Raw genomic sequence first — 25,752 nt, 5'->3', positions numbered from 1 at the left:
TCAGGCGCTGTCCCGGGTCAGTTCCGGGTGGAAATCAACAGCGCAGGAGATCGCAGAGCGTCTCTCCGTCGACGAGGTTGATCGCCGGCGCGCCGGCGCGCGTCGCCTCCCGCCTCGCATCGGCGGTGAAGGTCGAGGTGGTGATGATGAGGCCCTTGTCGGAACGGCCGACCATGGCGCCGCGGAAGTCGCGCACGACGCCCGAGCCGACCGAGCCCTGCCAGCGCTTGCACTGAACGGTGAAGGAGACGAGGTTCATGCGCAGCACGCCGCTGCCGTCGATGCCGCCGTCACCGGAACGGCCGGTCACGTCGACCTTGGTGAAACCCGATTCCCGCAGCACGCGCTGGCAGAGACGCTCGAAGGCATCGGGCTTGATCGCGAGGAGAATGGCGAGCGGCCGGTCGGACCAGAGCGGCGAAGCCTCGTCTCGGGGGACCGGCCCGTTCGCCTCGAGGATTTCGTGACGGTCCTCGGCAATCGCCTTACCGCCCTCCTTTTTGGCGCGCGCCTTGGCGGCTTCGGAGACGACCCTGCGCAGCACGCGGTCGTCGACGCCGAGCGCCTTGCGGCCGTCGTCGATCAGGATCCAGATGCCGCGCGAGGGATTGTCGGCAAGGCCGGCGATCTTGAGATAGGAGGGCGCCCAGGCGATGTGGTCGGCGACGATGGCGACGCCCGTTTTCTTATAGGTCTGGTCCAGCATATCCTGGCCGAGTTTCAGGTCGGCCGCCACCCGGTCGTCGATCTCGCTGACCGATCCGGAACCGCCCATGGCATCGAGCGCGACGATCACGAACCGATAGAAGGAATCGGTTCTCGGAATATCCGCCGTCATTGCCCCGTCTTCATGCCGCCATGTCATGCCGCCCGTCTCAGGGTGAACGTCTTGCCGCCGTCGGACGAGGCCGCCTGCCCCATGCGGTAGAGCGCGACGAGAACGTCGGCGACGGCCGAGCGGACGTTGCGGCCGGGATTGAAGCCGGCAGCAGTCGTCGCGGCATCAAGGGGCCGCCTGCATAAGCGAGCGCGGCCATGTTAGCGACGGTCTGCTCCAGTTCGCCCTTCGGAAAGGCTTCCCTGGCCCCCGGCGCCGCACTCTCCGTCGCGCCCCCGAGATCGGCTTCGATCTGCTTGGCCTTCTCCTTTTCCGAGCGAAGCACGGGATATGGTAGTCCGGACGCAGCCAGCTCACGAGCCCGCGCTTCTCCTCCTTCGCCCGCTCCTTGTTCAAGGCGACGAGCCGGCCGAGCAGGTCCTCCTCCGGAAGGTCGACCGGCCAGCCATAGGCCTCGGCCACCGCGACAGCGAGGCGGTCGTGCAGCTCTTTCAGGATCAGCACGAGGCCGTCGTCGAAGATCATGCGCTCCTTCGGGTCGAGATCGGCAGGCTTGATGCCTGCGCGCAGGCGTTCGAGGACGTTGTAGAGGCCCGTCAGGGTCAGATGCGCGTGGTCCGCGAGAACGCGCTTGCGGTGGGCGTCGAGGTCTTCGGCGATGGCGCGGATGGTGGATTTTTGGGAGTCGGACGCGACGGGGAATGGGAAAGGGTCGAATCAGCGGGATTTCGAGTAGCGCGGGTCGTTGCAGATCCCCAACCAGCCGCCGGCGCGAAGCGCGAAGATCGCGTGGACGCGCGAGGAAAAGATGCCGATCGCAAAGGCATCGGCGATGGCGGCGGCAACAAGCATGTTGTCGGGCACTATCGAGGCATCGAGTAGCGGAAACCGCGGTGCTTGGTTGTTTCGACGGTGGCGACATAGGGTGGGAGGGGCGCCATGGCTTGTCGCAGTTCCTGCCGCGGCTTTCCGAAGAGCCACCAGGATCGCAGATAGCCTTCGGAATCCTTCGTTGCGGACTTTGCGAACTGCGCTTCCCGATCTGGCTTCGCGGTTCGCAGGAGATGCTGATAGACCTCTGGAAATCGGTCTCGAACCGCGTCTGCGGTAAGCCCAAAGGGATCGATCACCATCACGCCGCGCGAGCGAGCGGTCAGGTCTCTGCCGTTGCGATACTCGCGAATATGGTTTTTCAGCCCCTGCCTTCGACCGAGACCAAGGGCGACGGCATGTTCTGGCGCGACGATAAAGCCTGATCCGTGAAGCTTCACGCCCGGCGAGCAGATGCCTTCGTTTGACAAAGGGGCAACGCCTTCGTCACATCCACCCCTTCCGTCAAATCCGAATTCACCGCCCCCGCCAACTCGCGCAATCCGATCATCCGCGCGTCCGTGTCGATACGCGCCTCCGACGTCACCTCGTAGAGCAGCCCCTCCTTCTTCCCCGCCTCCGCCACGTTCATCGCGATGCGCACGGCGGCGGCGTCACGCGTTTGCTTCGTCCTCGGGTGATCCGGGATCGCCATGACGATCGACAGCGGCTTCTTCGTCGTCAGGTACTTTTCCATCACCCGGCGCTGGAACAGCTGGCTGATCGAGTTCGTCGTTACGAAGCCAAAGCGGCGGAGGGGCGTGCCCTTCTTCAGGAGGATTTCGGCGGCGCGGTCCCACCAATTCATCACGAGGTCGGCGCTCTCGTTCATGTGCTTGTGCGCGGCCCAGAGCGCCTCGACCTTGCCGGGCGGCATGCGGGCGCGCAGGTCCTTGCCGCCGATGAAGGGCGGGTTGCCGACAATGAAGTCCGCCTTCGGCCAGTCCGGACGCTTCGGGTTCGGGTAGGTCTCGCGGCCGTCGACGACCGTGGTGCGGGGATAGCCGTCCCAGGTGAGCACGGCATCCATCGCCCTGATGTTGTGGAACGCCTTCAGGATCGGCTCGCCCAGCTCGCCGCCCTTGGTGCGGACATGCCAATGCAGATGGCCGATCCAGAGCACGAGTTCGGCGATGGCGGCGGCGCGGGGGTTCAGCTCCATCCCGAGGAACTCGGTGCGGGTCGACCGTGTGGCTGGCAAGGCCCGTCAGGGCTTCCTGCCCGCCGAGATCGGCGACGGCCTCCAGCGCCTCGCCCTCCAGCCGCTTCATCAGTTCGAGCGAGACGTAGAGAAAGTTTCCGGTGCCGCAGGCAGGGTCGAGCACCTTCGACTCGCAGAGCCTGTCGTGGAACGCCTGGACGGTCGCGATCGCGTCCTTGCCGCGACCGGCCGCCTTCTGGCGCTCTGCGGTCGACAGGACCTCTGCCCAGTCCGCCCGGAGCGGGTAGATGACGGTCGCGATGACCAGCCGCTCGACATAGGCGAGCGGCGTGTAATGGGCGCCCAAGCGACGACGCTCGGTCGGGTCGAGCGCCTGTTCGAGGAGCGTGCCGAAGATGGCCGGCTCGACCTCGCGCCAATTTCGCTCGGCAGCCGCCAGGAGCTCGCCGATCTCCTCCTGCGGCAGACTGCTTAGCCTCCAGGATGAAGCAGTTTCGCTTGTAGAGGTCGATGCGCTTGACCGAGGAAGACCCGTCGCGCGCGGTCTCCCGGACACCGCGTTCGAAGACGTAGTCGTTCCCCTCCGACGTCGCCTCTGCCGGGTCCGGCTGCGGAAGATCGAGGACGGTGCAGAGCTCGGTCAGGAACAGGCCGTAGTTCGCCCGCTCCTGTCCGCCCTCGCGTCCCTGCCACCGCGCAATGAACGCCTCTACGCTGCCCGCCATGCCGATTCCGCCCCGCCCATTCGCGTAACAGTAGACAGGGCGTATTCGACCCGCAACCGGAGCCCTTCGCCGGCGCGGGGCGGAGGGACCCGGCGACCTATCGATCTCGCCAATTGGACTGCGCTCCTCGAGAGCGGCGATGTCCTCAGGGTGTGGGACGGGCGACATCGGGCGCTTTCGACGAAGGGGCCGCGGGCGAAAGCCTAAAAAGCCGCTTGATCGAAACCGGAAGCACGGCGCTCTTTTTGCAGCATCCGGGCGATTGCGTCGGCATGACCAATTTGCCAATGGTCTTTTCTTAGCGATCCCGAAGAGCTGAGGCATCAAGCGACGGCATGGAAGCGATAAGGAGTGGATATGGTCGACACCGCGGACAAGCTGAAACCCCTTCTGTGGGAACCGGAGAACCTCGTCCGGGCCATCGAAGCTGCCGGCGTCACGCTGTGGTCCTGGAATGTCGACACCGACGCGCTGGCGATGGACGACCCGGCATATGACCTCTGGGGCATTCCGCGCGGCATCGACGTCAACTTCGAGGACCTGTCGGCGCATATCCATCCCGCGGACCGCGACCGGGTCCGGGCCGCTTTCAACGCGACGCGTGCGATCATTGGCCCCTACGAGATCGACTTCCGGATCATGATCGGCGAAGAGCTCAAATGGATATCCGCGCGCGGGCAAGGGGATGATGCCGGCATCGTGAAGCGGGTGATGTTTGGGATCTTTCTGGATGTGACGGGTCGAAAGCAAGCCGAGGAAGGACGCGAACTCCTGGCCGGTGAAATGAGCCACCGGGTGAAGAACCTCCTCGCCATCGCCTCCGGACTGACGGCCATAACCTCGCGATCGACCAAGACCACATCCGACATGGCCCACGAACTCACCCTCAGGCTGATGGCCCTGGGTCGGGCACATGATCTCGTTCGTCCCGTCGCCGGGCAGACGGAGGCGGCGTCGTCGCTCCTGGGCGATCTGCTGACTGTGCTGCTGGCGCCCTACGACGACCTCGGGGCCTTCAGCGGACGGATCAGGGTCTCGGTGCCCCGGATGCGCGTCGGGGATGCGGCAACGAACGTCATGGCACTCGTCGTCCATGAGCTGGCGACGAACTCCCTCAAATACGGCGCGCTGTCGGTCGACACAGGAACCCTCGATGTCTCCTGCTCCGCACATGACGAGGCCGTCACAATTGTCTGGACGGAAAGCGGCGGTCCGCAGGTTCGGGAGCCGGTCGGAAAGCGAGGATACGGCAGCAAGCTTGTTGAGCGCAGCGTCACGGGACACCTGCAAGGTGCCATCAACTACAACTGGTCTGAAAGCGGCCTCGTGGTGACATTGCGAGTTGCGCCCGAACGGCTCGCTCAATGAAAGCGGCCACGACCAGCGGAAGGCAGCTATCTGCGGTTCGAGACTTCGATCCGGCGGACATGGCCTCTTTTGCGAGCGAGGCTGTCGAATTGCCGGTCCCACGACACGATCGTGCGCCATGAACGTCGATACAGCCTTGGTACACACGCGTCTGAAGAGAGGGTTCGTCAGAACCGCTGCCCGGGCTTTCAAGGTCTGACTTGGAAAGCTCCTCTCCGAAAGATCAAACCATTGACTAATATATGAATCTTCGCCCTTAGAGCCCGAGCGAAAAGGAGTTGAGCGATATCAGCAGGTTGTGATTCCCGTACGTTGTCGAGACGATGGGGAATCGAAATGGCCTGGGATGATACCGCTCGGCTTGAGCATAGCCGCAGATGCGTTCGCTATCCAAGCGACCTGACGGAAAGGGAATGGGCGCTGATTGCGCCGATGCTGCCATCGGCCAAGCGTGGCGGCAGGCCGCGGACGACCTGCCTACGGGAGGTGATGAACGCCATCCTTTACGTTGCCTCGAGTGGTTGCCAGTGGCGAATGCTGCCTGCCGATTTTCCGCCGGTATCCACGGTTCGCGGCTATTTCTACGGCTGGCGTGACAGCGCTCTGCTGTCGACGATCAACGGCCTTCTGGTCATCGGCGCTCGCGAGTTGGAAGGGCGCGAGGCCAGTCCGACAGCCGGCGTGATCGACAGCCAAAGCGTCAAAACCACCGAAAGCGGAGGGGTTTGCGGGTATGACGCGGGCATCGCCTGTCATTCGGCGTGCAATTTTGGGTCTGACTCATCTTCGGTGCAGTTTGGAGATGGGAATGGCGATTTCAATGGAGATCGCTGCCATGTCATGTCGCCTGCCGCTTTCATCCCTCATCCCGCCCGGGCTTGCCGTAGATCATCAGGAGTCGGCGGACGGCATCTTGATCGTAACGGCATCGGCGCGTGTGCAGGTCGCGATGTGCCCCTCTTGCGACCGTCCCTCCCGCCGCGTCCATAGCCGATATCACCGCCATTTGGCTGACCTGCCTCTGGCCGGTCGAGCCGTCCAGCTCCGACTGGTGACGCGACGCTTCCGATGCGACGGCCTTGGTTGCCGCAGGAAGATCTTCGCCGAGCGTTTCGGGGTGACGGCTCCGGAACGGTCGCGTCGCACCGGACGCATGGAGGCCATCGTCCATCATCTCGGCCTCGCCCTCGGAGGGAGACCGGGCGCCGCCTTTGCCAAACGCCTGATGATCCCTGTCAGCAACGATACGCTGATTCGCGTCGTTCGGCGCCGGGCCCGTAAACCTCTCGATCCTCTGGCCGCCGTCGGCGTCGATGACTGGGCTTTTGGTCGTGTCCCCGCCCGTGGTGTAGCTCGACGGTAGCGTCGCCGATCTCGCCCGCGCCTTTGATTGCGCTGTAGGACGGGATCGGCGACGCGGTGGTCACCAGCGGTTTCCGGTTAGGCTTGGGTTGCGAGACCTAACCGCAACCGGAGATCCCCTGATGACCGACGACATGATGAGCCTGCGCAGCCTTCTGGAGAAGACCCCGGACGCCGATCTGTTGCGCGAGATGATCGGCTTTGCCGCCGAGCGGCTGATGGAACTGGAGGTCGGCAATGCGACCGGCGCCGGCTATGGCGAGAAGAGCGCCGAGCGCCTCGCCCAGCGCAACGGCTATCGCGACAGGGACTGGCATACCCGTGCCGGCACCGTCGAGCTGCGCATTCCCAGGCTGCGCAAGGGCAGCTACTTTCCCGGCTTCCTCGAGCCGCGGCGCATGGCCGAGAAGGCCCTGACGGCCGTGATCCAGGAAGCCTATGTCCAGGGCATCTCGACCCGTTCGGTCGACGACCTGGTCAAGGCGATGGGCATGGACGGCATCTCCAAGAGCCAGGTGTCGAGGCTTTGCGAAGAGATCGACGGCAAGGTGAAGGTCTTCCTCGAACGACCGATCGAGGGCGACTGGCCCTATCTCTGGATCGACGCGACCTACCTGAAGGTCCGCCGCGGCGGGCGCATCGTCAGCGTCGCCGTGATCATCGCCGTCGGCGTCAACGCTGATGGCCGGCGCGAGGTGCTCGGCATGGAGGTCGGCACCTCGGAAGCCGAACCGATCTGGACCGAGTTCCTGCGCAAGCTGACCCGGCGCGGCCTGCGCGGCGTGAAGCTCGTCGTGTCCGATGCACACGAGGGCATCAAGGCGGCCGTCACCAAGGTTCTGACGCGACATGGCAGCGCTGCCGCGTGGGGCTGTTGAAGAAGTCAGTGTCCCCTGATTCACTGGCCCTGTCGATGGTTTGCCGGAGGCAGCGATGCTGGGTCGGAAGGAGCGTGATCAACTCGAACTCTACATGTGCGGGTCGCTACGTGACCTCCTTCCAGACGACCACATCCTCGTCCGCGTCGATCGCGGCCTGGATCTTTCCTGGCTGCGCGAAGCCGTCTCGGACTGCTACTCGCCCGGTTCCGGACGGCCGGGGATCGACCCTGAAGTCGCTGTGTGGACTTGCCCCGGAAAAGTGGAGAGTTCTCAATGAGGCATGAGGAACTCCATGGCGAAGACACAGCGACGATTTACGAAGGAATTCGAGGAGGAAGCCGTCCGTCTGGTTGAGACGAGCGGCCGGACGCAGCGCGAGATCGCGGAGGACCTTGGCGTTGGGCTATCGACACTGCGGCGCTGGATCGACAAGCGGCGCGACGCCTTGATAGAAAGCCCGCCTCCCGACCGCGTCGAGGACATGGCTGCGGAGATGAAGCGGCTGCGGCGGGAGAATGAGATCCTTCGTCAGGAGCGTGGCATCCTGAAGAAGGCGATGGCTTTTTTCGCCCGGGAGGGAAGTCGGTGAGGTTCGAACTCATCGATGCGGCGAAAGAAGAATTCCCCGTCCAGCGTCTCTGCAAGGTCCTCGGCGTCAGCTCGAGCGGCTATTTTGCATGGAAGGATCGACCGGCCTGCCGCCGGCAGCAGCGCGACATGGTGCTTCTGGCGCATGTCCGCTCGGCGTTTCGGTTGTCGAACGGCACCTATGGGAGTCCTCGCATGCGGCATGAACTCCAGGCCGAGGGGATCGCTATCGGGCGCCGTCGGACAGCGCGCCTGATGCGCGAGAACGGCCTCAAGGCCCGGCAGAAGCGGCGGTTCAAGCGAACGACGGACAGCCTGCACGCCTTCCCGATCGCGCCGAACCTCCTTGATCAGGACTTCGCGACCGAACGCCGGGACGAGAAGTGGGGAGCCGACATCTCCTATGTTTGGACGCGAGAGGGCTGGCTGTATCTCGCCGTCGTCATCGACCTGTTCGCCCGGCGCGTCGTCGGCTGGGCCGTCAGCGATCGTCTACACAAGGAGTTGGCTCTCGAGGCGCTCCGCAAGGCCCTCGTCCTGCGCCGCCCGAAAACCGGCCTGATCCATCATTCTGACCGCGGCAGCCAATATTGCTCGATCGACTATCAGGCCGAGCTACGCAGGTACGACGTGCTGATCTCGATGTCCGGCAAGGGCAACTGCTATGATAATGCGATGGTCGAGACCTTCTTCAAGACGTTGAAATCCGAGCTGGTCTGGCGCACCGTCTTCCAGACCAGGACCGAGGCGAAGGCGGCCATCGGCCGCTACATCGACAGCTTCTACAACCCCGTCCGGCGCCATTCCGCGCTCGACTTCATCAGCCCCGTCCAGTTCGAACGACTGGCCGCCGCGTAATCAAAACGCTCTCCACTAAAAGGGGGCAAGTCCAGTGCGCCTGATGCTGGCAGGCTTCCTTCTGGGAATCGTCCATGATCGACGTCTGCTGCACGAAGCTCAGGTCAATCTGGCGATCCGCTGGTTCATCGGCTTCGGCCTGCACGAGGCGTTGCCCGATCATTCCTCGCTGACCCGCATCCGCCAGCGCTGGAGTGCCGAGCGGTTCCGCCAGATCTTCAAGCGCACGGTCACCGCCTGCGTCTCGGCCGGGATCGCCAAGGGCGAGGTCGTTCACGTCGATGCCTCCCTGATCCGGGCGGACGTCAGTTGGGAGAGCCTGGCGGTCCGCCACGTCGATGCCATTCGAGCCGAGAACGGCGACGCGAGCGAAGCCTCCCAGGTTGCCGAGGACACCGCCAAGACATCCCGCAAGTCTGGTCGATACAAGAAGGTCTGTGTGACCGATGCAGATGCCAGCATGGCAACCATGGACGCAATCGGCGACTGGAGCCGGCCTACAAGCAGCATGGGGTCGTCGATGATGTCTTCGGCGTTATCCTCGACGTCGAGATCACGACCGGCGAGGTCAACGAGGGGCAGGAGATCCTGAACCGTCTCGACGCCGTGACAGAAACGACCGGTGCGACGATCAAGGTGGCAACGGCCGATGCCGGGTATGCCTATGCCAAAGTGTTCGGCGGCCTCGAACGGCGCGGCATCACAGCCGTGATCCCGACCAAAGCAGAACCGGTCCGGAGCAAGGTGCCGCTTCGCCAGTTTCGCTATGATGCCCGGCATGATCACGTGAAGTGCCCACGCGGCCAGATCCTCCAACCCAATCGGACAAAGATCCCGCATGGACGGTTCTTCGCGTCCAAGGCTGTTGACTGCGCCGGGTGCGATCTCGCCACGATCTGTCTTTCTCCGTCCCGTGTTACCAAGGCCGTCGTCATCGTGCACGATTATCCAGCTCTGCTACGCGCCCGGCGCCGCCGCGAGCAATGGGGTGAGGAAGACAAGCGTCTGTACCAGCGCCATCGCTGGCGTTCGGAAGGATTCCACGGCGAGGCAAAGACCTGGCACGGGCTGGCACGGGCAGTTCGGCGCGGGCTCGCGAACATGAGAATCCAAGCCTACCTGACGGCCGCGGCCATCAATCTGAAGCGGCTCGCACCGATCTGACCGAGACCGTCCTCGTGCTCTGGTTCTTACAAGGGGCTTCCGCCTCTTAGCGAACGCAATCTGGCTTCCCCATTCCGCCGGACTTGTACAAAGGCGCCGCCGAGCTTCAGCCGGACAGGCCGGATCTTCGTTCCCTGCGATGCTTCAAACGCGGACTTGTTCAACAGCCCCCGCGTGCACTTCATGCGCAATGTGCTGGCCCATGCCGGCAAGAGCGGACGCCGGGTGGTGTCGGCCTTCATCGCCACCGCCTTCGCCCAGGAGACGCCCGAGGCCGCCAGCCTGCAATGGCGCTCCGTCGCCGACCAGATCCGGCCGAAGGTGCCCAAGACCGAAGGGCACGTCAACAGGCTTAAGCTCGTCAAACGCCAAATGTACGGGCGAGCCAAGATCGACCTCCTCGAAGCCCGACTGCTCGGCGCGCCATGATCGTCATCGAGATTGCGTCAGACCCAGATTTGAATGCCGTTTGACAGGCAGGCTGTCGCAACGAAGCCGAACTCTGGCGCCGCCTGCGGGTGCTAGGCTTTGACGGATCGACCCGGGCCGTTTCGGAGTGGGCGACACGCCGGCGCCGTTCCGAACGCATGACGGCCGCCCAGCTTCACAGACCACCGTCGGCTCGTACCATCGCCCGTCTGATGACGTCGAAGCGCGATCACCTGACGAAGGCCGAGACCCTCACCGTCGCCGCGATCGAGGGAGTTGCTCCGGCTCTAGCCGAAGCGCGAACCTTGATCGACCGCTTCCAGTCGATCATCCGGCGGAAGGCCTCGGTAGATCTGGACCTTTGGCTTCTTGACGCTGAACCCGGCCTGATCGCCTCGTTCGCCCGCGGCATCATCAGGGATTGCGCAGCGGGGTCGTGTCCGTCAACGTGGTGGAAATTGAGTGTAGCTGAAGCGGCTCCGTTTCAGGCGACTTCGGTGGAAATCTGTTCGGGTTTTGCAGTGTTGCCCATGGCCATGAGGTCGGCCATGGGTTCGGTCTGCATGTAGCGGTTCTGGATCTGCCATTCGTCGTTGGCCTCGAGAAGGACGGCGCCGATGAGCCGGATGATGGATCCCTCGTTCGGGAAGATTCCGACGACGTCGGCACGCCGCTTCACCTCCTTGTTCAGGCGCTCCAGGGAATTCGTCGAATGGATCCGGGTCCGGTGCTGACTGGGAAAATCCATGTGCGCCAGCACGTCGGTCTCGCTGTTGTCGATGAAGGCCCCGAGCTTTGGACACTTTCCCCGAAGCTGGTCGGCGACGTGGCGCAGCGCCTGGCTGGCGCTAGCACGATCGGGCTGGGCGAAGGCTTGGCGCAGCGCGGCCGCCGCCATGCTCTGCTGCGCCTTCGGGACATACGACAGGGCGTTGCGCATCCAATGCACCCGGCAGCGCTGCCAGGAGGCGCTGAACACCCGGCGAATGGCGGCTTTCAGCCCTTCGTGAGCATCCGAGATCACGAGCTTCACGCCGGACAGGCCGCGGCGCACGAGGCTCTTGAGGAAGCTCGACCAAAACGTCTCCGCTTCCGAGGGGCCGATGTGAAGGCCGACGATCTCGCGCTTGCCGTCCGTGTTCACGGCCACGGCGATTATGGCGGCGACCGAAACGATGCGTCCACCCTCGCGCTGCTTCAGGTAGGTCGCATCCAGCCAGAGGTAGGGCCAGTCGCCAGTGAGAGGACGGTCGAGGAAGCCGCCGACGCGTTCGTCGATGTCTTTGCACAGCTTCGATACGGTGCTCTTGCCGATCCCCGACAGCCCCATGGCCTGTACCAGATCGTCGACCCGCCGGGTGGAAACGCCGCTGATCCAAGCTTCCTGAATGACGGCAACCAAGGCCTTCTCCGAGAGCTTTCTCGGCTCCAGGAACGGCGGGAAGTAGCTGCCCTGCCGAAGCTTGGGTATCCGAAGCTGCAACGAGCCGAGCCGCGTGTCGAGCGAGCGGTCGCGGTAGCCATTGCGATAAGTCGCCCGTTCCTGCGTCCGTTCGTGGCGCCCGGCGCCGATCATGCCTTCAACGTCGACCTCCATAAGGAGCTGCATCACGCTCTCGGCTATCGTTCTCAGGAAATCGCCGTCCCCGGCTTTCGCAAAAAGCTCGGCAAGCGGTAGTCTGTCCTCGGTCATCGGGTTCTCCGGTCAGGTTGAAGTCTCGCAACTCCACCTTAGCCGCCCTATCCGGTGACCGCCTCAGCCACACCTTTCAATGTCGGAATTTCCACCACGAGCGCGGACACTACCCGCAGCGGTGCGTGCTGCCGTCACCGAGCCCTGGTCGAACGGCCAGACCGAAGGGCACGTCAACCGACTGAAGCTTGTCAAGCGCCAAATGTACGGCCGCGCCAAGCTCGATCTCCTCGAAGCCCGCCTCATTGGAGCGCCCTGATCGTCATCGAGATTGCGTCAGACCCAAAATTGCCCGCCGAATGACACTCTGTCTGCTGAGTCCCCTTTTTATGCCGACTGCGCAGTGATGTGCCCGGACGATGGTGGAGTCGATCATGTCGGCGGTCGCGTCTCGCTCGACCATCTCGGCCAGCGTTTCGAGCATGGCATCGAACACGCCAGTTTCGACCCATCGTCGGTTGCGACGGAACACGCTGTTCCACTTGCCATATCCGTCGGGCAGGTGCCGCCATTGCGAACCCGTCCGCGCCATCCACAACATGCCTTCGAAATAGAGCCGGTTGTCTTGCGCCGGTCGACACCCGCGCCCGCGCTCGGCCGGCAGCAGCGGCCCGATCAGCGCCCATTCCTCGTCCGTCAGACCGATGCGTTCGCCCAAGGATGCCTCCAAAAAGAAGCCTTGAATCAATGCGCGAGTCTCACGTCAACCTTCGTCCACGATGCCTAGCACTACTTTGGCAGGTTGGAGGAACCGAGTGGAATCATCGTTGATTCGGATGTCATGATGGGCTGACCGGAATGACTCGCGATGATGGTGGACGATGGCTGGCGAAGCGATTTGGAGCGATGGCTCGAACCGTTTTTGGCGGGGCTGTCGCATCCCTCTCGGCGCAGGATGTGTCCGCAATACAGAGGTGGTCCCGGTTTTCAGACCATCCAGCGGCGGATTTAGAGTGGAACGCGGTTGTGGTTATGCCGCCAGTTTCTCATCGGCCCAGCTCATCGCATAGGCTTCGTTCGGTGTCGCGTCATGTAGGCTCGAATGCGGCCTCTCGGCATTATAGTAGCTGATCCACGAGCCGATCCCATGCCGGGCTTCGGAGCCCGTCTCGAACGCATTCAGGTAGACGCATTCGTATTTCAACGACCGCCAGAGCCTCTCGATGAACCGATTGTCGATCCAGCGACCTCTGCCATCCATCGAGATCCTGATCCCGGCCGCCTTCAGCTTGTCGGTGAAGTCGGCGCTGGTAAACTGCGAGCCTTGGTCGGAGTTGAAGATCTCCGGTCTGCCGAAGCGGGCCATGGCCTCCTCCAGCGCCTCGATGCAGAAGCCGACGTCCATCGTATTCGACAGCCGCCAGGCCAGCACCTTCCTTGTCGCCCAGTCCATAATCGCCACGAGATACAGAAAGCCTCGCCGCATCGGGATGTAGGTGATGTCTGTGCACCAGACGTGGTTCGGCCGCTCGATCGTCAGTTCCCGCAGGAGATAGGGATAGATCCGGTGCTGCGGGTGCGGCTGGCTGGTTCGCGGCGCCTGGTAGATCGGCGACAGGCCCATCTTGCGCATCAGCCGCCGAACGCGATGACGCCCGACGAGATAACCCTGCCGACGCAGCCAGCGCGCCATCTGCCGAGAGCCATACCATGGCGTCTCCAGGAACTGCTCGTCGATCCGTCGCATCAAAGCGAGGTTCTCGGCGCTCTCGCCCGCGGGCGTGGCGTACAGCGTCGAGCGCGTCAACGACAAAAGACGGCATTGGCGCCGGACGCTGAGACGAGGATGGTCCTTCTCGATGCCTGCCTGCCTTCGATCCCGGCTCATCGACCGAAGGCCTTCTGCAAAAAATCCCGTTCCACAACGAGTTGCCCGATCTTGGCGTGGAGCTTCTCGAATTCCGCATCGCGATCTTGGGCCGTCTCGGCAACGCCGCCCCCGAACGCTGTCGCCATGTTCTCGATGGCCAGGCGCTTCCACTGGCCGACTACATTCGGATGCACCCCGTGCTTCTTCGCCAATTCGGCCAGCGTCAGCTCGCCTCGGATCGCATCCAGCGCGACCTTGGCTTTGAATTCCGCGGAATACCGCGCCCTCTTCGACATGCTCGGATCGTCCTTCTCATCAGGCGATCCACCCTAAATGCTGGTCCGGTTTTCCGGGACCACCTCTCTGATCCCGGCCGCCTTCAGCTTGTCGGTGAAGTCGGCGCTGGTAAACTGCGAGCCTTGGTCGGAGTTGAAGATCTCCGGTCTGCCGAAGCGGGCCATGGCCTCCTCCAGCGCCTCGATGCAGAAGCCGACGTCCATCGTATTCGACAGCCGCCAGGCCAGCACCTTCCTTGTCGCCCAGTCCATAATCGCCACGAGATACAGAAAGCCTCGCCGCATCGGGATGTAGGTGATGTCTGTGCACCAGACGTGGTTCGGCCGCTCGATCGTCAGTTCCCGCAGGAGATAGGGATAGATCCGGTGCTGCGGGTGCGGCTGGCTGGTTCGCGGCGCCTGGTAGATCGGCGACAGGCCCATCTTGCGCATCAGCCGCCGAACGCGATGACGCCCGACGAGATAACCCTGCCGACGCAGCCAGCGCGCCATCTGCCGAGAGCCATACCATGGCGTCTCCAGGAACTGCTCGTCGATCCGTCGCATCAAAGCGAGGTTCTCGGCGCTCTCGCCCGCGGGCGTGGCGTACAGCGTCGAGCGCGTCAACGACAAAAGACGGCATTGGCGCCGGACGCTGAGACGAGGATGGTCCTTCTCGATGCCTGCCTGCCTTCGATCCCGGCTCATCGACCGAAGGCCTTCTGCAAAAAATCCCGTTCCACAACGAGTTGCCCGATCTTGGCGTGGAGCTTCTCGAATTCCGCATCGCGATCTTGGGCCGTCTCGGCAACGCCGCCCCCGAACGCTGTCGCCATGTTCTCGATGGCCAGGCGCTTCCACTGGCCGACTACATTCGGATGCACCCCGTGCTTCTTCGCCAATTCGGCCAGCGTCAGCTCGCCTCGGATCGCATCCAGCGCGACCTTGGCTTTGAATTCCGCGGAATACCGCGCCCTCTTCGACATGCTCGGATCGTCCTTCTCATCAGGCGATCCACCCTAAATGCTGGTCCGGTTTTCCGGGACCACCTCTTACATCGCTGGCTTGATCGGCCCCGGTGACCGCAAGAGCGTGCAGCCGATGGCTGCTCGTGCGGGTGAAGCCGGCTATGACCAGCTTCACCATTTCGTCGCGGCAGGGATATGGGACAGCGCACCGCTCGAGTCGGCGCTGCTGAACGAGGCCGACCGGCTGGTGGGTGGTGCCGGTGCCTTCCTCGTCATTGACGACACGGCGATGCCGAAGAAGGGCTATCATTCGGTCGGCGTCGCGCCCCAATATGCCTCGTCACTGGGTAAGAATGCGAACTGTCAGACGTTGGTGTCGGTGACGCTGGCGTCGCGTGAAGTGCCGGTGATGGTTGGCCTGCGCCTATTCCTGCCTGAGAGCTGGACCGGCGATCCGGAGCGCATGACGCGGGCGAAGGTGCCCGTCGAGAGGCAGGTCGTCCTGACCAAGCCGGAGATCGCTATCGAGGAAATCGACAGGGTAAGGGCCGCCGGTGTGCGCTTCGGCTGCGTGTTGGCTGATGCCGGCTACGGCATGAGCGCGCCGTTCCGCCAGGCGCTGAGCGAGCGCGGCCTATCCTGGGCGGTCGGCATACCCGGCCGTCAGAAGGTGTATCCAGCTGACGTCGCGATGATCTTCCCAATCTCGGGACATGGCCGGCCTCGGCAGCACCACATCCCCGATGCGAAGTCCGTCGCCGCCGAGAAGCTGCTGGCCGGGCAGCAATGGAAAAGGGTCAGTTGGCGGCGCGGCACGAAAGGGCGGCTGGCGGCGCGTTTCGCAGCTTTGCGAGTGCGCGTGGCCGACGGTCCGACCCAGCGGATCCGCGACATGGGCAACCAGCATCTGCCGGGCGAAGAAGTTTGGCTGGTCGGTGAGCATCGCTCGACCGGCGAACGCAAATACTACCTCTCGAACTTGCCAGCCGACGCGACGATCAAAACGCTTGCGGGAGCTATCAAGGCGCGGTGGATCTGTGAGCAGGCACATCAGCAGCTCAAAGAGGAGCTCGGCCTCGACCACTTCGAAGGGCGATCATGGACCGGACTGCACCGACACGCGCTGATGACGATGATCGCCTACGCCTTCCTCCAGTCCCGCCGCCTCACCGCAGCGGGACGGAAAAAAAAGAGTCTCGGGTCCGCCGCCGCAACCGAGCATGCCCGCTGTCCGACAGGCGATCCTCAACGTCTTCGCAAGACCGCCGCCGGCACGTTGCCCTCATTGCAATGAACCGCTCGCTTCGCCTTCGACAATCAACCTGCCAAAGTAGTGCTAGGCGGTGTGGACAAAGGGGATTCCCAAATCACCTGCTGACTGATTCAAGGCTGCTCTTTGCGGAGGGCGGTGTTGGTTCGAGGTTTGATGTCGGATGCGGAATGGGCCTTCTTCGAGCCGTTCGTGGTCGAGAAGGGTCCGAGGCGGTAGTGTCCGCGCTCGTGGTGGAAATTCCGACATTGAAAGGTGTGGCTGAGGCGGTCACCGGATAGGGCGGCTAAGGTGGAGTTGCGAGACTTCAACCTGACCGGAGAACCCGATGACCGAGGACAGACTACCGCTTGCCGAGCTTTTTGCGAAAGCCGGGGACGGCGATTTCCTGAGAACGATAGCCGAGAGCGTGATGCAGCTCCTTATGGAGGTCGACGTTGAAGGCATGATCGGCGCCGGGCGCCACGAACGGACGCAGGAACGGGCGACTTATCGCAATGGCTACCGCGACCGCTCGCTCGACACGCGGCTCGGCTCGTTGCAGCTTCGGATACCCAAGCTTCGGCAGGGCAGCTACTTCCCGCCGTTCCTGGAGCCGAGAAAGCTCTCGGAGAAGGCCTTGGTTGCCGTCATTCAGGAAGCTTGGATCAGCGGCGTTTCCACCCGGCGGGTCGACGATCTGGTACAGGCCATGGGGCTGTCGGGGATCGGCAAGAGCACCGTATCGAAGCTGTGCAAAGACATCGACGAACGCGTCGGCGGCTTCCTCGACCGTCCTCTCACTGGCGACTGGCCCTACCTCTGGCTGGATGCGACCTACCTGAAGCAGCGCGAGGGTGGACGCATCGTTTCGGTCGCCGCCATAATCGCCGTGGCCGTGAACACGGACGGCAAGCGCGAGATCGTCGGCCTTCACATCGGCCCCTCGGAAGCGGAGACGTTTTGGTCGAGCTTCCTCAAGAGCCTCGTGCGCCGCGGCCTGTCCGGCGTGAAGCTCGTGATCTCGGATGCTCACGAAGGGCTGAAAGCCGCCATTCGCCGGGTGTTCAGCGCCTCCTGGCAGCGCTGCCGGGTGCATTGGATGCGCAACGCCCTGTCGTATGTCCCGAAGGCGCAGCAGAGCATGGCGGCGGCCGCGCTGCGCCAAGCCTTCGCCCAGCCCGATCGTGCTAGCGCCAGCCAGGCGCTGCGCCACGTCGCCGACCAGCTTCGGGGAAAGTGTCCAAAGCTCGGGGCCTTCATCGACAACAGCGAGACCGACGTGCTGGCGCACATGGATTTTCCCAGTCAGCACCGGACCCGGATCCATTCGACGAATTCCCTGGAGCGCCTGAACAAGGAGGTGAAGCGGCGTGCCGACGTCGTCGGAATCTTCCCGAACGAGGGATCCATCATCCGGCTCATCGGCGCCGTCCTTCTCGAGGCCAACGACGAATGGCAGATCCAGAACCGCTACATGCAGACCGAACCCATGGCCGACCTCATGGCCATGGGCAACACTGCAAAACCCGAACAGATTTCCACCGAAGTCGCCTGAAACGGAGCCGCTTCAGCTACACTCAATTTCCACCACGTTGACGGACACGACCTCCGAGGCGAGGTAGACGGCCTCGCGATCATCGGTTGGTGCTCGACGGGGTCTTCTGGATCGCCCGAACGGGGACGGCGTGGCGTGATCTACACAGCGATTTCGGAGCCTGGAACTCCGTCTATCGCCAGTTCCGGCGCTGGACGCAGGCGGGGCTCTGGGACGTGATACTGGAGGCGCTGAATGAGATCGGCACGGGTCATGACAGCGTTCAAATGATCGATTCTACCATTATCCGCGCCCATCAGCACGCCGCCGGCGCGCTAAAAAAAGGGATCAGGACCAAAGTCTTGGCCGCTCTCGTGGTGGCTTCTCGACCAAGATCCATCTCCGCAGCAATGCTCGAGGCCTCCCTGTCGCTATCACGCTGAGCGGCGGTCAGGTCTCCGATATGAAAGGCTATGCGCCGGTCATGGACCAGCCCGGTCCCAAGCCCTGTGTCCTGCTCGCCGACAAGGGATACGACGCCGACTTCATCCTTGCCGACCTCAAGGCCAGAGGCGTTGCCGCGGTCATCCCCGCAAAGCGAAACCGCAAGGTCCAACCCGTCATTGACGGATACATTTACGGCCTGAGAAACCTCGTCGAGCGCTGCTTCTCAAAGCTGAAACACAGTCGGCGGCTGGCCACGCGATACGACAAGACCGCAGACAGCTTTCTCGGCTTCGTTCTCGTGGCATCCATCCGATTGTGGATCAGACACTTTGTCCACACTGCCTAGCACTACTTTGGCAGGTTGATTGTCGAAGGCGAAGCGAGCGGTTCATTGCAATGAGGGCAACGTGCCGGCGGCGGTCTTGCGAAGACGTTGAGGATCGCCTGTCGGACAGCGGGCATGCTCGGTTGCGGCGGCGGACCCGAGACTCTTTTTTTTCCGTCCCGCTGCGGTGAGGCGGCGGGACTGGAGGAAGGCGTAGGCGATCATCGTCATCAGCGCGTGTCGGTGCAGTCCGGTCCATGATCGCCCTTCGAAGTGGTCGAGGCCGAGCTCCTCTTTGAGCTGCTGATGTGCCTGCTCACAGATCCACCGCGCCTTGATAGCTCCCGCAAGCGTTTTGATCGTCGCGTCGGCTGGCAAGTTCGAGAGGTAGTATTTGCGTTCGCCGGTCGAGCGATGCTCACCGACCAGCCAAACTTCTTCGCCCGGCAGATGCTGGTTGCCCATGTCGCGGATCCGCTGGGTCGGACCGTCGGCCACGCGCACTCGCAAAGCTGCGAAACGCGCCGCCAGCCGCCCTTTCGTGCCGCGCCGCCAACTGACCCTTTTCCATTGCTGCCCGGCCAGCAGCTTCTCGGCGGCGACGGACTTCGCATCGGGGATGTGGTGCTGCCGAGGCCGGCCATGTCCCGAGATTGGGAAGATCATCGCGACGTCAGCTGGATACACCTTCTGACGGCCGGGTATGCCGACCGCCCAGGATAGGCCGCGCTCGCTCAGCGCCTGGCGGAACGGCGCGCTCATGCCGTAGCCGGCATCAGCCAACACGCAGCCGAAGCGCACACCGGCGGCCCTTACCCTGTCGATTTCCTCGATAGCGATCTCCGGCTTGGTCAGGACGACCTGCCTCTCGACGGGCACCTTCGCCCGCGTCATGCGCTCCGGATCGCCGGTCCAGCTCTCAGGCAGGAATAGGCGCAGGCCAACCATCACCGGCACTTCACGCGACGCCAGCGTCACCGACACCAACGTCTGACAGTTCGCATTCTTACCCAGTGACGAGGCATATTGGGGCGCGACGCCGACCGAATGATAGCCCTTCTTCGGCATCGCCGTGTCGTCAATGACGAGGAAGGCACAGGCACCACCCACCAGCCGGTCGGCCTCGTTCAGCAGCGCCGACTCGAGCGGTGCGCTGTCCCATATCCCTGCCGCAACGAAATGGTGAAGCTGGTCATAGCCGGCTTCACCCGCACGAGCAGCCATCGGCTGCACGCTCTTGCGGTCACCGGGGCCGATCAAGCCAGCGATGTATTGCGGACACATCCTGCGCCGAGAGGGATGCGACAGCCCCGCCAAAAACGGTTCGAGCCACCGCTCCAAATCGCTTCGCCAGCCATCGTCCACCGTCATCGCGCGTCATTCCGGTCAGCCCATCATGACATCCGAATCAACGATGATGCCACTCGGTTCCTCCAACCTGCCAAAGTAGTGCTAGTACTTCCCAGTATTGCTATCGGCAATAAGATACACGGCATTTCGGTTGCTGATATTGGGTTTGGCTGTCGTCTTGCCCCAATGCTGCAACTGCATTATCGGCCGGGGTGACTCATGGAAGCGCTTGGCGCTTGCCAGATACATATCCCGGTCGTCCCCGCGGTAATGCTGCTGGACCGGACTGGCATTCTTGGCGTCGTTCTCGCCCTTTTCGGCGACGCAGATCGTCGCGCGCATTTCCTTGCTGGTGATCGACGAGATCTGATAGCCGGTCTGGCCGTGCTGGACGACATAAGGGTCGTAATGCCAGAACGAAAGATGCGGCGGCTCCATCTGGACAACATAGACCTTCGCGTCTCGGTATTCATTGAATGAAAAGAAGTCCATGAACCAGTCAGGCGTCAGCATGCTATAGGCGTTCGCCAGAGAATTGCTCCAATTCATCAGGATCATTCGACCGCCCGGCTTGAGAAGCCGGTCGTAATTCTTGATCGCCGCCGTCGTATCGAAGATATTGTCAAGACTTGACCCGTCATAGATGAAGTCGAATTGGCGCGTCAGCGTATCGGGAATGGGCTGCGACAGATCGTGTACGATCTCGGCCCTCTCATAGGGCGAGACGTCGATCGCTTCGACCGTGCAGTCCGCGAACGCATTAATGAAACTGCGATCCATGACGAAAGGGCCGGGACCCGCCGCGACCTTGTGGACGGTCGAGGCATCGACTTCGAATTCGATGTCGCGTTGGGCGATACCGTACCGTTTGAGCAGCGCCTTCACGGCCTCTTCGGTAAGACCCGTGTTCTGCCGGCCGATCATCAGAACGCGTCCGGTCAGGGGCCGATATAGATGTTCCTGAAGCATTGCTTCAACGGCGATCGGGAAAAACCCATGCGGAAACTCCAAGTCACGAGGTGCTGGCGGCTTTCTACCCTTAGGCAGAACGTTAAGCGATATCCAGCGTCACTGCGGGGTGCGCTGCACAAAGGCCGAAGGCGCAGAAAACAAGCTGAGGGACATGAATGTCTGAATGCAGCGCATGCGGCATGTTGCAGTGCAATGCGGCCGTCGCTGCGGCCGGCCGGCGCTGCTCGTCAGCGTTATATCCCTGATACGCCTACGTCCTACTCGCGCATCAGGCGACGCAACAGCCTGCGGCCGGGCATTTCCACGATCTGGTAGGAGGCGGAGGCGGCCAGGAGACAGGTGGCGAAAATGGCCGCCATGATCGTGAGCCAGTAGAGAAAGTCGAGCACGGAGATCCCCAGACGCGGCGGCTTGACGAAAGCCTCGATGATGATCGGGTGGAGGAGGTACAGCGAGTAGCTGATCTCGCCCCCCCAGATCATGAACCGCGTCTCCATGAACGTCCGCATCCGGCCGTCATAGCGTGCCACGACGAACAGCAGCAGCGGCACCGCCAGAAGAAGGAGCGACTGCGACCAGCCTTGCAGCAGGACGTTACGCTCGACGGCGGACAAGGCCATGAGGTAAGTGGCAAATCCGCCGATCGCGATCGCCGCAAGCCCGACGAGCATGCCGACGCGTCGCTCGAACACGCTTGGCTTCTGCGGCGCGAGATAGCCGATGGCGCTTGCCGTGCACATTCCGGCAAAGAATTCGAAGAAATGCGTGATGGGCGATCGATAGATCAGCCAGTCGCACGCGTCCGCGCCGAGCGCCACCTGCCATCCGCCGCAGACTGAAGATAGCTGCAGATTGGCGGCCGCCCCCAACGTGACAACGGCCAGGCATACGAGCAGGAAGGCACCGCGCGTGCGCACGAAGCGCGTGGCGAGAACCGCCAGCGGAAAGACGGCGTAGAGTGCGAGTTCGACGCTCAGGGACCAGCTGTGGGCGTAGCCGGGCAACGCATAAATCGGAAATCTGCCGTTGGCCGTCGGCAACCATGCCTGGGACATGGGTATGAAGAACGGCAGGTTCGGCCAGTCGATCTCCGCTTTCTCGGCCGCCAGCAGCAAAGCCAGAACGAACACGGCGGCGTATGCCGGATAGAGCCTCGCCACGCGCGCAACGGCAAAATTCCAGGTGGCCTTGCGCCACGGCCTCGTTCGAAACTGCGCAGAGTAGTTGGCTGAGATGACATAGCCGCTGAGCGTAAAGAAGAGCACCATTCCGGTTCCAGCGAGACCATGAAGAGCGTAGACGATGGCATGGTTGGCCTGGAACTGCACCGCGGGATAAGCGTGGGCAAGAAGGACGAAAATTGCGGCGACGAAACGCAGCCCCGTGAGCGCCTCAACTCTGTGCGTCAATGTAAGCCTCGCAGCCAGTGCTTCCCGTCTCAGCGTCGCGACCGTCTCTATGACGGCTCGAAGCCGAGGTCAAAGAGTGGATGACAGCGTGCCCCTGCGGTATCGTCTTACAGCCCGGTCCGCGATCGACCCTGCCCTGCTTCCGCGGTTTCTAGCGCCGGGGGTCCCGTTGCACGTTCAGGCCCAACGGCATCTCAGCCAACTTGCGTGCGCCTTCGGAATGGCGCTATAGGAGCGCGTCGAAAGAACCGACTGGGTATGCCGGGTGGAGTTCACGGTGTCCGGCGCTCGCCGCGCTGTCGGTATCCGGGTCCCATCGCAAGGTATTCCATGGCTTTGATCAGACACGACGAGCGCGGCAGGCGTGACATCATCCGGATCGTCACCGACAACCGGATCTGGCGCACCCTTGCCTGGGTCGACATCCGCTCGAAATACCGCCTCTCGACTCTCGGGACGTTCTGGATCACGGCGACCACGGCGATCTTCGTCATCTCGATCGGCTTGATCTACGGCCAGTTCTTTGGCCAGGACATGCACAAGTACCTGCCCTATTTCGCGACCGGATTTCTGGTCTGGGGCTTCATCTCCGCCACGCTGACCGAGTCCGCCCATACGCTGATCGGCAACGGCAACTTCATCAAGGGCTCGCAGCTTCCGATCGTCTTTCACATCATGCGAATGATGCAGCGGCACCTGATCATCTTCCTGCACAATATCGTCGTGCTCGTGGGGATCTGGCTCTGGCTGCGTTGGGATCTGCAATGGTCCATGCTCGTGGCGCTGGTCGGGCTGCTCCTGACCTACGTATTCTCCTCCGGCGTCGCCGTCGTCGTCTCCATTCTCTGCGTGCGGTTCCGCGATATACCGCCGCTTGTACAGGCGATCACGCAATTCCTCTTCTTCGTGACGCCGATCATGTGGTATCCTGAGACGCTGAAATACGGCCATGTCGTTCTCTGGCTCAACCCGGTCTCCTTCTTCATTAGGGTGACGCGCGATCCGCTGCTCGATCGAGCCGTCGATCCCCTCGTCTGGGTCGGCGCCTTCGGTTGGGCAACCGTGTCGGCGGGATTGGCAGCCGTGCTCTATCTTCGCTATCGCAACCGTATCGCGTACTGGGTGTAACCGAGATGACCTCGCTCGTGGCCACGAATGTCTGCGTCGACATTCCCATCCTGTCTCGCCGGGCCCGCTCGCTGCGCACCGTCGCTATTGCCAAGGCCCGCAACGTCGGCGGCAAGATGGTCTCGAGCGGAACCGACGTCAGCGTCGTGCGCGCGCTCGACAACATCACTTTCTCGCTCAAGGCAGGCGACCGTCTCGGCCTCGTCGGACCCAATGGAGCCGGCAAGACCACGTTGATCCGCGCCCTGGCCGACATCTATTCCCCGACTGCCGGATCCATCCGGCGGGAAGGTACGCTGGTGCCGATGTTCGATATCAACATCGGCTTCGACGACGAGTCCACGGGATATGAGAACATCATCCTGCGCGGACTGATGTCGGGTCTGACCCAGCGCCAGATCACGGCCACGGCCCAGGCGATCGCGGATTTTTCGGGGCTCGGCGATTATATCGACCTTCCAATCAGGACCTACTCCGCCGGCATGCTTCTCCGGCTGATGTTCTCCATCGCGACAAGCGTCCAAGGAAATATCGTTCTGATGGACGAGTGGCTGGCCGTGGGCGACGCGGAATTCCGCTTGAAAGCCAATGCGCGCCTGAAAGAGATCACGGACCGCGCCGGCATCCTCGTGATCGCTTCGCACGACGAGAACCTGCTGCGCAGCATCTGCAATCTCGGCATGCGGATAGAGTCCGGCAGGATGGTCGAGTTCGGCCCGATCGCCGACGTTTTGGCGACAAAGCCCGCTGCGGCCTGAGGCGGGAGAGGCTGCAGTCGTCCGTGAACGATCTCTGACTGTTTGATCCCCCACGGTTTTTCGTATTCGGCAAGTATCCGATTTTGCAAAAAAGCTGGGGTTTGAGCCTGGATTTCTTGCGATTCCGGATTCCCTTTTTCGGCGGTTCATGGTCCGATTCTCCAGGCGATCAGCGGAGGCAGGGACGATGTCCAAACCGCGGGATGAGCGTCATCGAGACCTGTTCCTGCCGGCGCTGTGCGAGATCATCGACATGGGGCACCCGCTGGTGCGGCTTGCCAGGAGATCGACTGGTCCTTTGTCGAGAGGCGCTTTGGCGCGGTGCATCATGCCGGCGTCGGCCAGCCGCCGCTGCCGGTCCGGCTGATGGCAGGGCTTTTGATCCTCAAGCACATGCACTCTTTGTCCGACGAGGCGCTGTGCGCGCGCTGGGTGGAAAACCCGTACTTCCAGTTCTTCTGCGGCGAGGAGACCTTCCGCCACAGGCTGAGCTTTGATCGCTCGTCGCTGACGCACTGGCGTCAGCGGCTCGGCGAGGAGCGGCTTTCGGCACTCTTGCAGGAGAGCCTGTCGGTCGCCCACCGCAGCGGGGCGATCGAGGGCAAGGATCTCGAGCGCGTCGTCGTCGACACGACCGTGCAGGAAAAGGCGATCGCCCATCCGACCGATGCCAGGCTGCTGCACCGGGCGATCGTCAAGCTGGGGGCGCTGGCCCGAAAGAACGGCCTTGCCCTGCGCCAGAGCTATGTCCGGCTTGCCAAGCGGGCGGCGATCATGGTCGGGCGCTATCGTCATGCCAAGCAGTTCAAGCGGGCCAACCGGCAGCTCAAATTCCTGCGCACACGGCTCGGCCGCCTGATGCGCGACATCCGCCGCAAAACCGCCGGAAACGCCGGCCTGGAAGAGCGCTTCGCCGGGCTCTTGTCGCTGTCGATGCGGCTCCTGCACCAGAAGCACCGCCAGCGCGGGCCGAAGGTCTATTCGCTGCATGCGCCCGAGGTCGAATGCATCGGCAAGGGCAAGGCGCACAAGCCCTACGAGTTCGGCTGCAAGGTCTCCGTCGCCACCCCGGCCACCAAGCCCAGGGGCGGCCAGTTCGTCCTCCATGCCAAGGCCCTGCACGGCAATCCGTTCGACGGCCACACCCTCGGCCCTGTCGTCGCCGAGATGGAGAGCATCACCGGCGTCGAGGTCAAGCGCATCCATGTCGACCGCGGCTATCGCGGCCACAATCACCCCAACCGCCTGCGCGTCTTCGTCACCGGCCAGGTCCGCCACACCACAAGGGCCATCAAGCGCGAGATGAAGCGCCGCGCCGCCGTCGAGCCCGTCATCGGCCATCTCAAGGCCGACCATCGAATGGACCGCAACCCCCTCAAAGGCCCCGAAGGCGACCGGAGCAACGCCGTCCTCGCCGCCGCCGGCTACAACTTCCACCTTCTCCTGCGCTGGTTCGCAGCCATTTGGCGTGCCTTCATCCAGACGCTCTTCGTCGGCCCCGCCATACCCCCGCCGGATAAAGAAAAACCCCGATTGCGATTGCAAACGGGCATCGCCTGTCATTCGGCGTGCAATTTTGGGTCTGA

General features: G+C 63.0%; 17 protein-coding genes and 9 pseudogenes. 17 read left to right on the top strand and 9 right to left on the bottom strand.

Annotated features, from left to right (window positions below):
• Positions 1-34: 34 nt before the first annotated feature.
• A complete protein-coding gene (locus Sa4125_RS07635; protein WP_224005514.1) occupies positions 35-838 on the bottom strand; it encodes a restriction endonuclease in 804 nt (267 codons plus the stop codon).
• Positions 839-1,318: 480 nt separating this feature from the next.
• Here Sa4125_RS07635 and Sa4125_RS07630 point away from each other — a divergent pair, with 480 nt between their 5' ends.
• Together Sa4125_RS07630 and Sa4125_RS07625 are read left to right on the top strand one after the other, a co-directional pair.
• The gene (locus tag Sa4125_RS07630; RefSeq protein WP_224005511.1) at positions 1,319-1,720 is read left to right on the top strand and encodes a hypothetical protein; all 402 of its coding nucleotides are present in this window, start codon (positions 1,319-1,321) and stop codon (positions 1,718-1,720) included.
• A gap of 62 nt (positions 1,721-1,782) precedes the next feature.
• On the top strand, positions 1,783-2,094 hold the full coding sequence (locus Sa4125_RS07625) for a hypothetical protein (RefSeq protein ID WP_224005508.1): 312 nt from the start codon (positions 1,783-1,785) through the stop codon (positions 2,092-2,094).
• Between the two features lie 11 nt (positions 2,095-2,105).
• On the opposite strand, the gene Sa4125_RS07620 is transcribed toward Sa4125_RS07625, so the two are convergent.
• A complete protein-coding gene (locus tag Sa4125_RS07620; RefSeq protein ID WP_224005506.1) occupies positions 2,106-2,870 on the bottom strand; it encodes a DNA methyltransferase in 765 nt (254 codons plus the stop codon).
• Between the two features lie 1,082 nt (positions 2,871-3,952).
• Here Sa4125_RS07620 and Sa4125_RS07610 point away from each other — a divergent pair.
• The 8 genes and pseudogenes from Sa4125_RS07610 to Sa4125_RS07575 all read left to right on the top strand — a co-directional run.
• Positions 3,953-4,963, top strand: a complete 1,011-nt coding sequence (locus tag Sa4125_RS07610; protein WP_224005500.1) for a sensor histidine kinase — start codon at positions 3,953-3,955, stop codon at positions 4,961-4,963.
• A gap of 336 nt (positions 4,964-5,299) precedes the next feature.
• A pseudogene (locus Sa4125_RS07605) lies at positions 5,300-5,707 on the top strand (transposase); the annotation flags it as partial.
• 64 nt (positions 5,708-5,771) lie between these two features.
• Positions 5,772-6,326 carry a transposase family protein gene (locus tag Sa4125_RS07600; RefSeq protein WP_224005497.1) on the top strand — a complete coding sequence of 185 codons (555 nt, stop codon included), beginning with the start codon at positions 5,772-5,774 and terminating at the stop codon, positions 6,324-6,326.
• A gap of 121 nt (positions 6,327-6,447) precedes the next feature.
• Positions 6,448-7,205: pseudogene (locus tag Sa4125_RS07595) on the top strand (IS256 family transposase); the annotation flags it as partial.
• Positions 7,206-7,258: 53 nt separating this feature from the next.
• Positions 7,259-7,447, top strand: a pseudogene (locus Sa4125_RS07590) (IS5/IS1182 family transposase); the annotation flags it as partial.
• Between the two features lie 51 nt (positions 7,448-7,498).
• A protein-coding gene (locus Sa4125_RS07585; protein ID WP_223999062.1) for an IS3 family transposase occupies positions 7,499-8,652 on the top strand; the annotation gives its coding sequence in 2 pieces (ribosomal slippage) (positions 7,499-7,763 and positions 7,763-8,652; 1,155 coding nt in all).
• Between the two features lie 34 nt (positions 8,653-8,686).
• Positions 8,687-9,807, top strand: a pseudogene (locus tag Sa4125_RS07580) (IS1182 family transposase); the annotation flags it as partial.
• A gap of 180 nt (positions 9,808-9,987) precedes the next feature.
• Positions 9,988-10,146 (top strand): annotated as a pseudogene (locus tag Sa4125_RS07575) (IS256 family transposase); the annotation flags it as partial.
• A gap of 583 nt (positions 10,147-10,729) precedes the next feature.
• Here the strand turns inward: Sa4125_RS07575 and Sa4125_RS07570 are convergent.
• Positions 10,730-11,938, bottom strand: coding sequence for an IS256 family transposase (locus Sa4125_RS07570; protein ID WP_223998301.1), 1,209 nt, complete (start codon positions 11,936-11,938; stop codon positions 10,730-10,732).
• Between the two features lie 121 nt (positions 11,939-12,059).
• Between Sa4125_RS07570 and Sa4125_RS07565 the strand changes: the two genes are divergently transcribed.
• Positions 12,060-12,197 (top strand): hypothetical protein, encoded by a 138-nt coding sequence (locus Sa4125_RS07565; protein ID WP_224005494.1) that lies wholly within the window; start codon positions 12,060-12,062, stop codon positions 12,195-12,197.
• Between the two features lie 3 nt (positions 12,198-12,200).
• On the opposite strand, the gene Sa4125_RS07560 is transcribed toward Sa4125_RS07565, so the two are convergent.
• From Sa4125_RS07560 to Sa4125_RS07550, 3 genes and pseudogenes are all read right to left on the bottom strand, one after another.
• Positions 12,201-12,596: an IS5 family transposase gene (locus tag Sa4125_RS07560; RefSeq protein WP_224005491.1), complete on the bottom strand. Its 396-nt coding sequence runs from the start codon at positions 12,594-12,596 to the stop codon at positions 12,201-12,203.
• Positions 12,597-12,908: 312 nt separating this feature from the next.
• Positions 12,909-14,044, bottom strand: a protein-coding gene (locus Sa4125_RS07555) for an IS3 family transposase (protein ID WP_223998800.1) whose coding sequence is annotated in 2 segments (ribosomal slippage) — positions 12,909-13,777 and positions 13,777-14,044 — 1,137 coding nt in all. Because the reading frame shifts where the segments join, the coding sequence is not laid out codon by codon here.
• Positions 14,045-14,113: 69 nt separating this feature from the next.
• Positions 14,114-15,009 (bottom strand): annotated as a pseudogene (locus tag Sa4125_RS07550) (IS3 family transposase); the annotation flags it as partial.
• A 67-nt stretch (positions 15,010-15,076) separates the two neighbouring features.
• On the opposite strand from Sa4125_RS07550, the pseudogene Sa4125_RS07545 reads away from it, so the two are divergent.
• The 3 genes and pseudogenes from Sa4125_RS07545 to Sa4125_RS07535 form a co-directional block, all read left to right on the top strand.
• Positions 15,077-16,285: pseudogene (locus Sa4125_RS07545) on the top strand (IS701 family transposase); the annotation flags it as partial.
• Positions 16,286-16,589: 304 nt separating this feature from the next.
• Positions 16,590-17,798, top strand: a complete 1,209-nt coding sequence (locus tag Sa4125_RS07540; protein WP_223998301.1) for an IS256 family transposase — start codon at positions 16,590-16,592, stop codon at positions 17,796-17,798.
• A gap of 62 nt (positions 17,799-17,860) precedes the next feature.
• A pseudogene (locus tag Sa4125_RS07535) lies at positions 17,861-18,570 on the top strand (IS5 family transposase); the annotation flags it as partial.
• A 42-nt stretch (positions 18,571-18,612) separates the two neighbouring features.
• On the opposite strand, the gene Sa4125_RS07530 reads toward Sa4125_RS07535, so the two are convergent.
• From Sa4125_RS07530 to Sa4125_RS07520, 3 genes are all read right to left on the bottom strand, one after another.
• Positions 18,613-19,920, bottom strand: coding sequence for an IS701 family transposase (locus Sa4125_RS07530; RefSeq protein WP_223998556.1), 1,308 nt, complete (start codon positions 19,918-19,920; stop codon positions 18,613-18,615).
• Positions 19,921-20,001: 81 nt separating this feature from the next.
• Positions 20,002-20,823, bottom strand: a complete 822-nt coding sequence (locus Sa4125_RS07525) for a class I SAM-dependent methyltransferase (protein ID WP_224005488.1) — start codon at positions 20,821-20,823, stop codon at positions 20,002-20,004.
• Positions 20,824-21,128: 305 nt separating this feature from the next.
• Positions 21,129-22,280 (bottom strand): acyltransferase, encoded by a 1,152-nt coding sequence (locus Sa4125_RS07520; RefSeq protein WP_224005485.1) that lies wholly within the window; start codon positions 22,278-22,280, stop codon positions 21,129-21,131.
• Positions 22,281-22,610: 330 nt separating this feature from the next.
• On the opposite strand from Sa4125_RS07520, the gene Sa4125_RS07515 reads away from it, so the two are divergent.
• The 3 genes and pseudogenes from Sa4125_RS07515 to Sa4125_RS07505 all read left to right on the top strand — a co-directional run.
• Positions 22,611-23,408 (top strand): ABC transporter permease, encoded by a 798-nt coding sequence (locus Sa4125_RS07515; protein WP_224005481.1) that lies wholly within the window; start codon positions 22,611-22,613, stop codon positions 23,406-23,408.
• 5 nt (positions 23,409-23,413) lie between these two features.
• A complete protein-coding gene (locus tag Sa4125_RS07510) occupies positions 23,414-24,166 on the top strand; it encodes an ABC transporter ATP-binding protein (protein WP_224005478.1) in 753 nt (250 codons plus the stop codon).
• A gap of 187 nt (positions 24,167-24,353) precedes the next feature.
• Positions 24,354-25,621 (top strand): annotated as a pseudogene (locus Sa4125_RS07505) (IS5 family transposase); the annotation flags it as partial.
• Between the last annotated feature and the right edge of the window lie 131 nt (positions 25,622-25,752).

Source organism: Aureimonas sp. SA4125, assembly GCF_019973775.1.
In the GTDB taxonomy this organism is placed as follows: Bacteria; Pseudomonadota; Alphaproteobacteria; order Rhizobiales; family Rhizobiaceae; genus Plantimonas.
Note: the sequence above shows the minus strand (reverse complement) of the source record. Positions and strands in the feature narration are given on the sequence as shown.

Excerpts from the sequence above, each read along its gene's own strand:
- Sa4125_RS07610 (WP_224005500.1), top strand. The coding sequence starts at position 3,953 with ATGGTCGACACCGCGGACAAGCTGAAACCCCTTCTGTGGGAACCGGAG.
- Sa4125_RS07510 (WP_224005478.1), top strand. The coding sequence starts at position 23,414 with ATGACCTCGCTCGTGGCCACGAATGTCTGCGTCGACATTCCCATCCTG.
- Sa4125_RS07530 (WP_223998556.1), bottom strand. The coding sequence starts at position 19,920 with ATGACGGTGGACGATGGCTGGCGAAGCGATTTGGAGCGGTGGCTCGAA.
- Sa4125_RS07525 (WP_224005488.1), bottom strand. The coding sequence starts at position 20,823 with ATGATCGGCCGGCAGAACACGGGTCTTACCGAAGAGGCCGTGAAGGCG.
- Sa4125_RS07570 (WP_223998301.1), bottom strand. The coding sequence starts at position 11,938 with ATGACCGAGGACAGACTACCGCTTGCCGAGCTTTTTGCGAAAGCCGGG.
- Sa4125_RS07540 (WP_223998301.1), top strand. The coding sequence starts at position 16,590 with ATGACCGAGGACAGACTACCGCTTGCCGAGCTTTTTGCGAAAGCCGGG.
- Sa4125_RS07600 (WP_224005497.1), top strand. The coding sequence starts at position 5,772 with ATGGCGATTTCAATGGAGATCGCTGCCATGTCATGTCGCCTGCCGCTT.
- Sa4125_RS07635 (WP_224005514.1), bottom strand. The coding sequence starts at position 838 with ATGACGGCGGATATTCCGAGAACCGATTCCTTCTATCGGTTCGTGATC.
- Sa4125_RS07620 (WP_224005506.1), bottom strand. The coding sequence starts at position 2,870 with ATGGAGCTGAACCCCCGCGCCGCCGCCATCGCCGAACTCGTGCTCTGG.
- Sa4125_RS07515 (WP_224005481.1), top strand. The coding sequence starts at position 22,611 with ATGGCTTTGATCAGACACGACGAGCGCGGCAGGCGTGACATCATCCGG.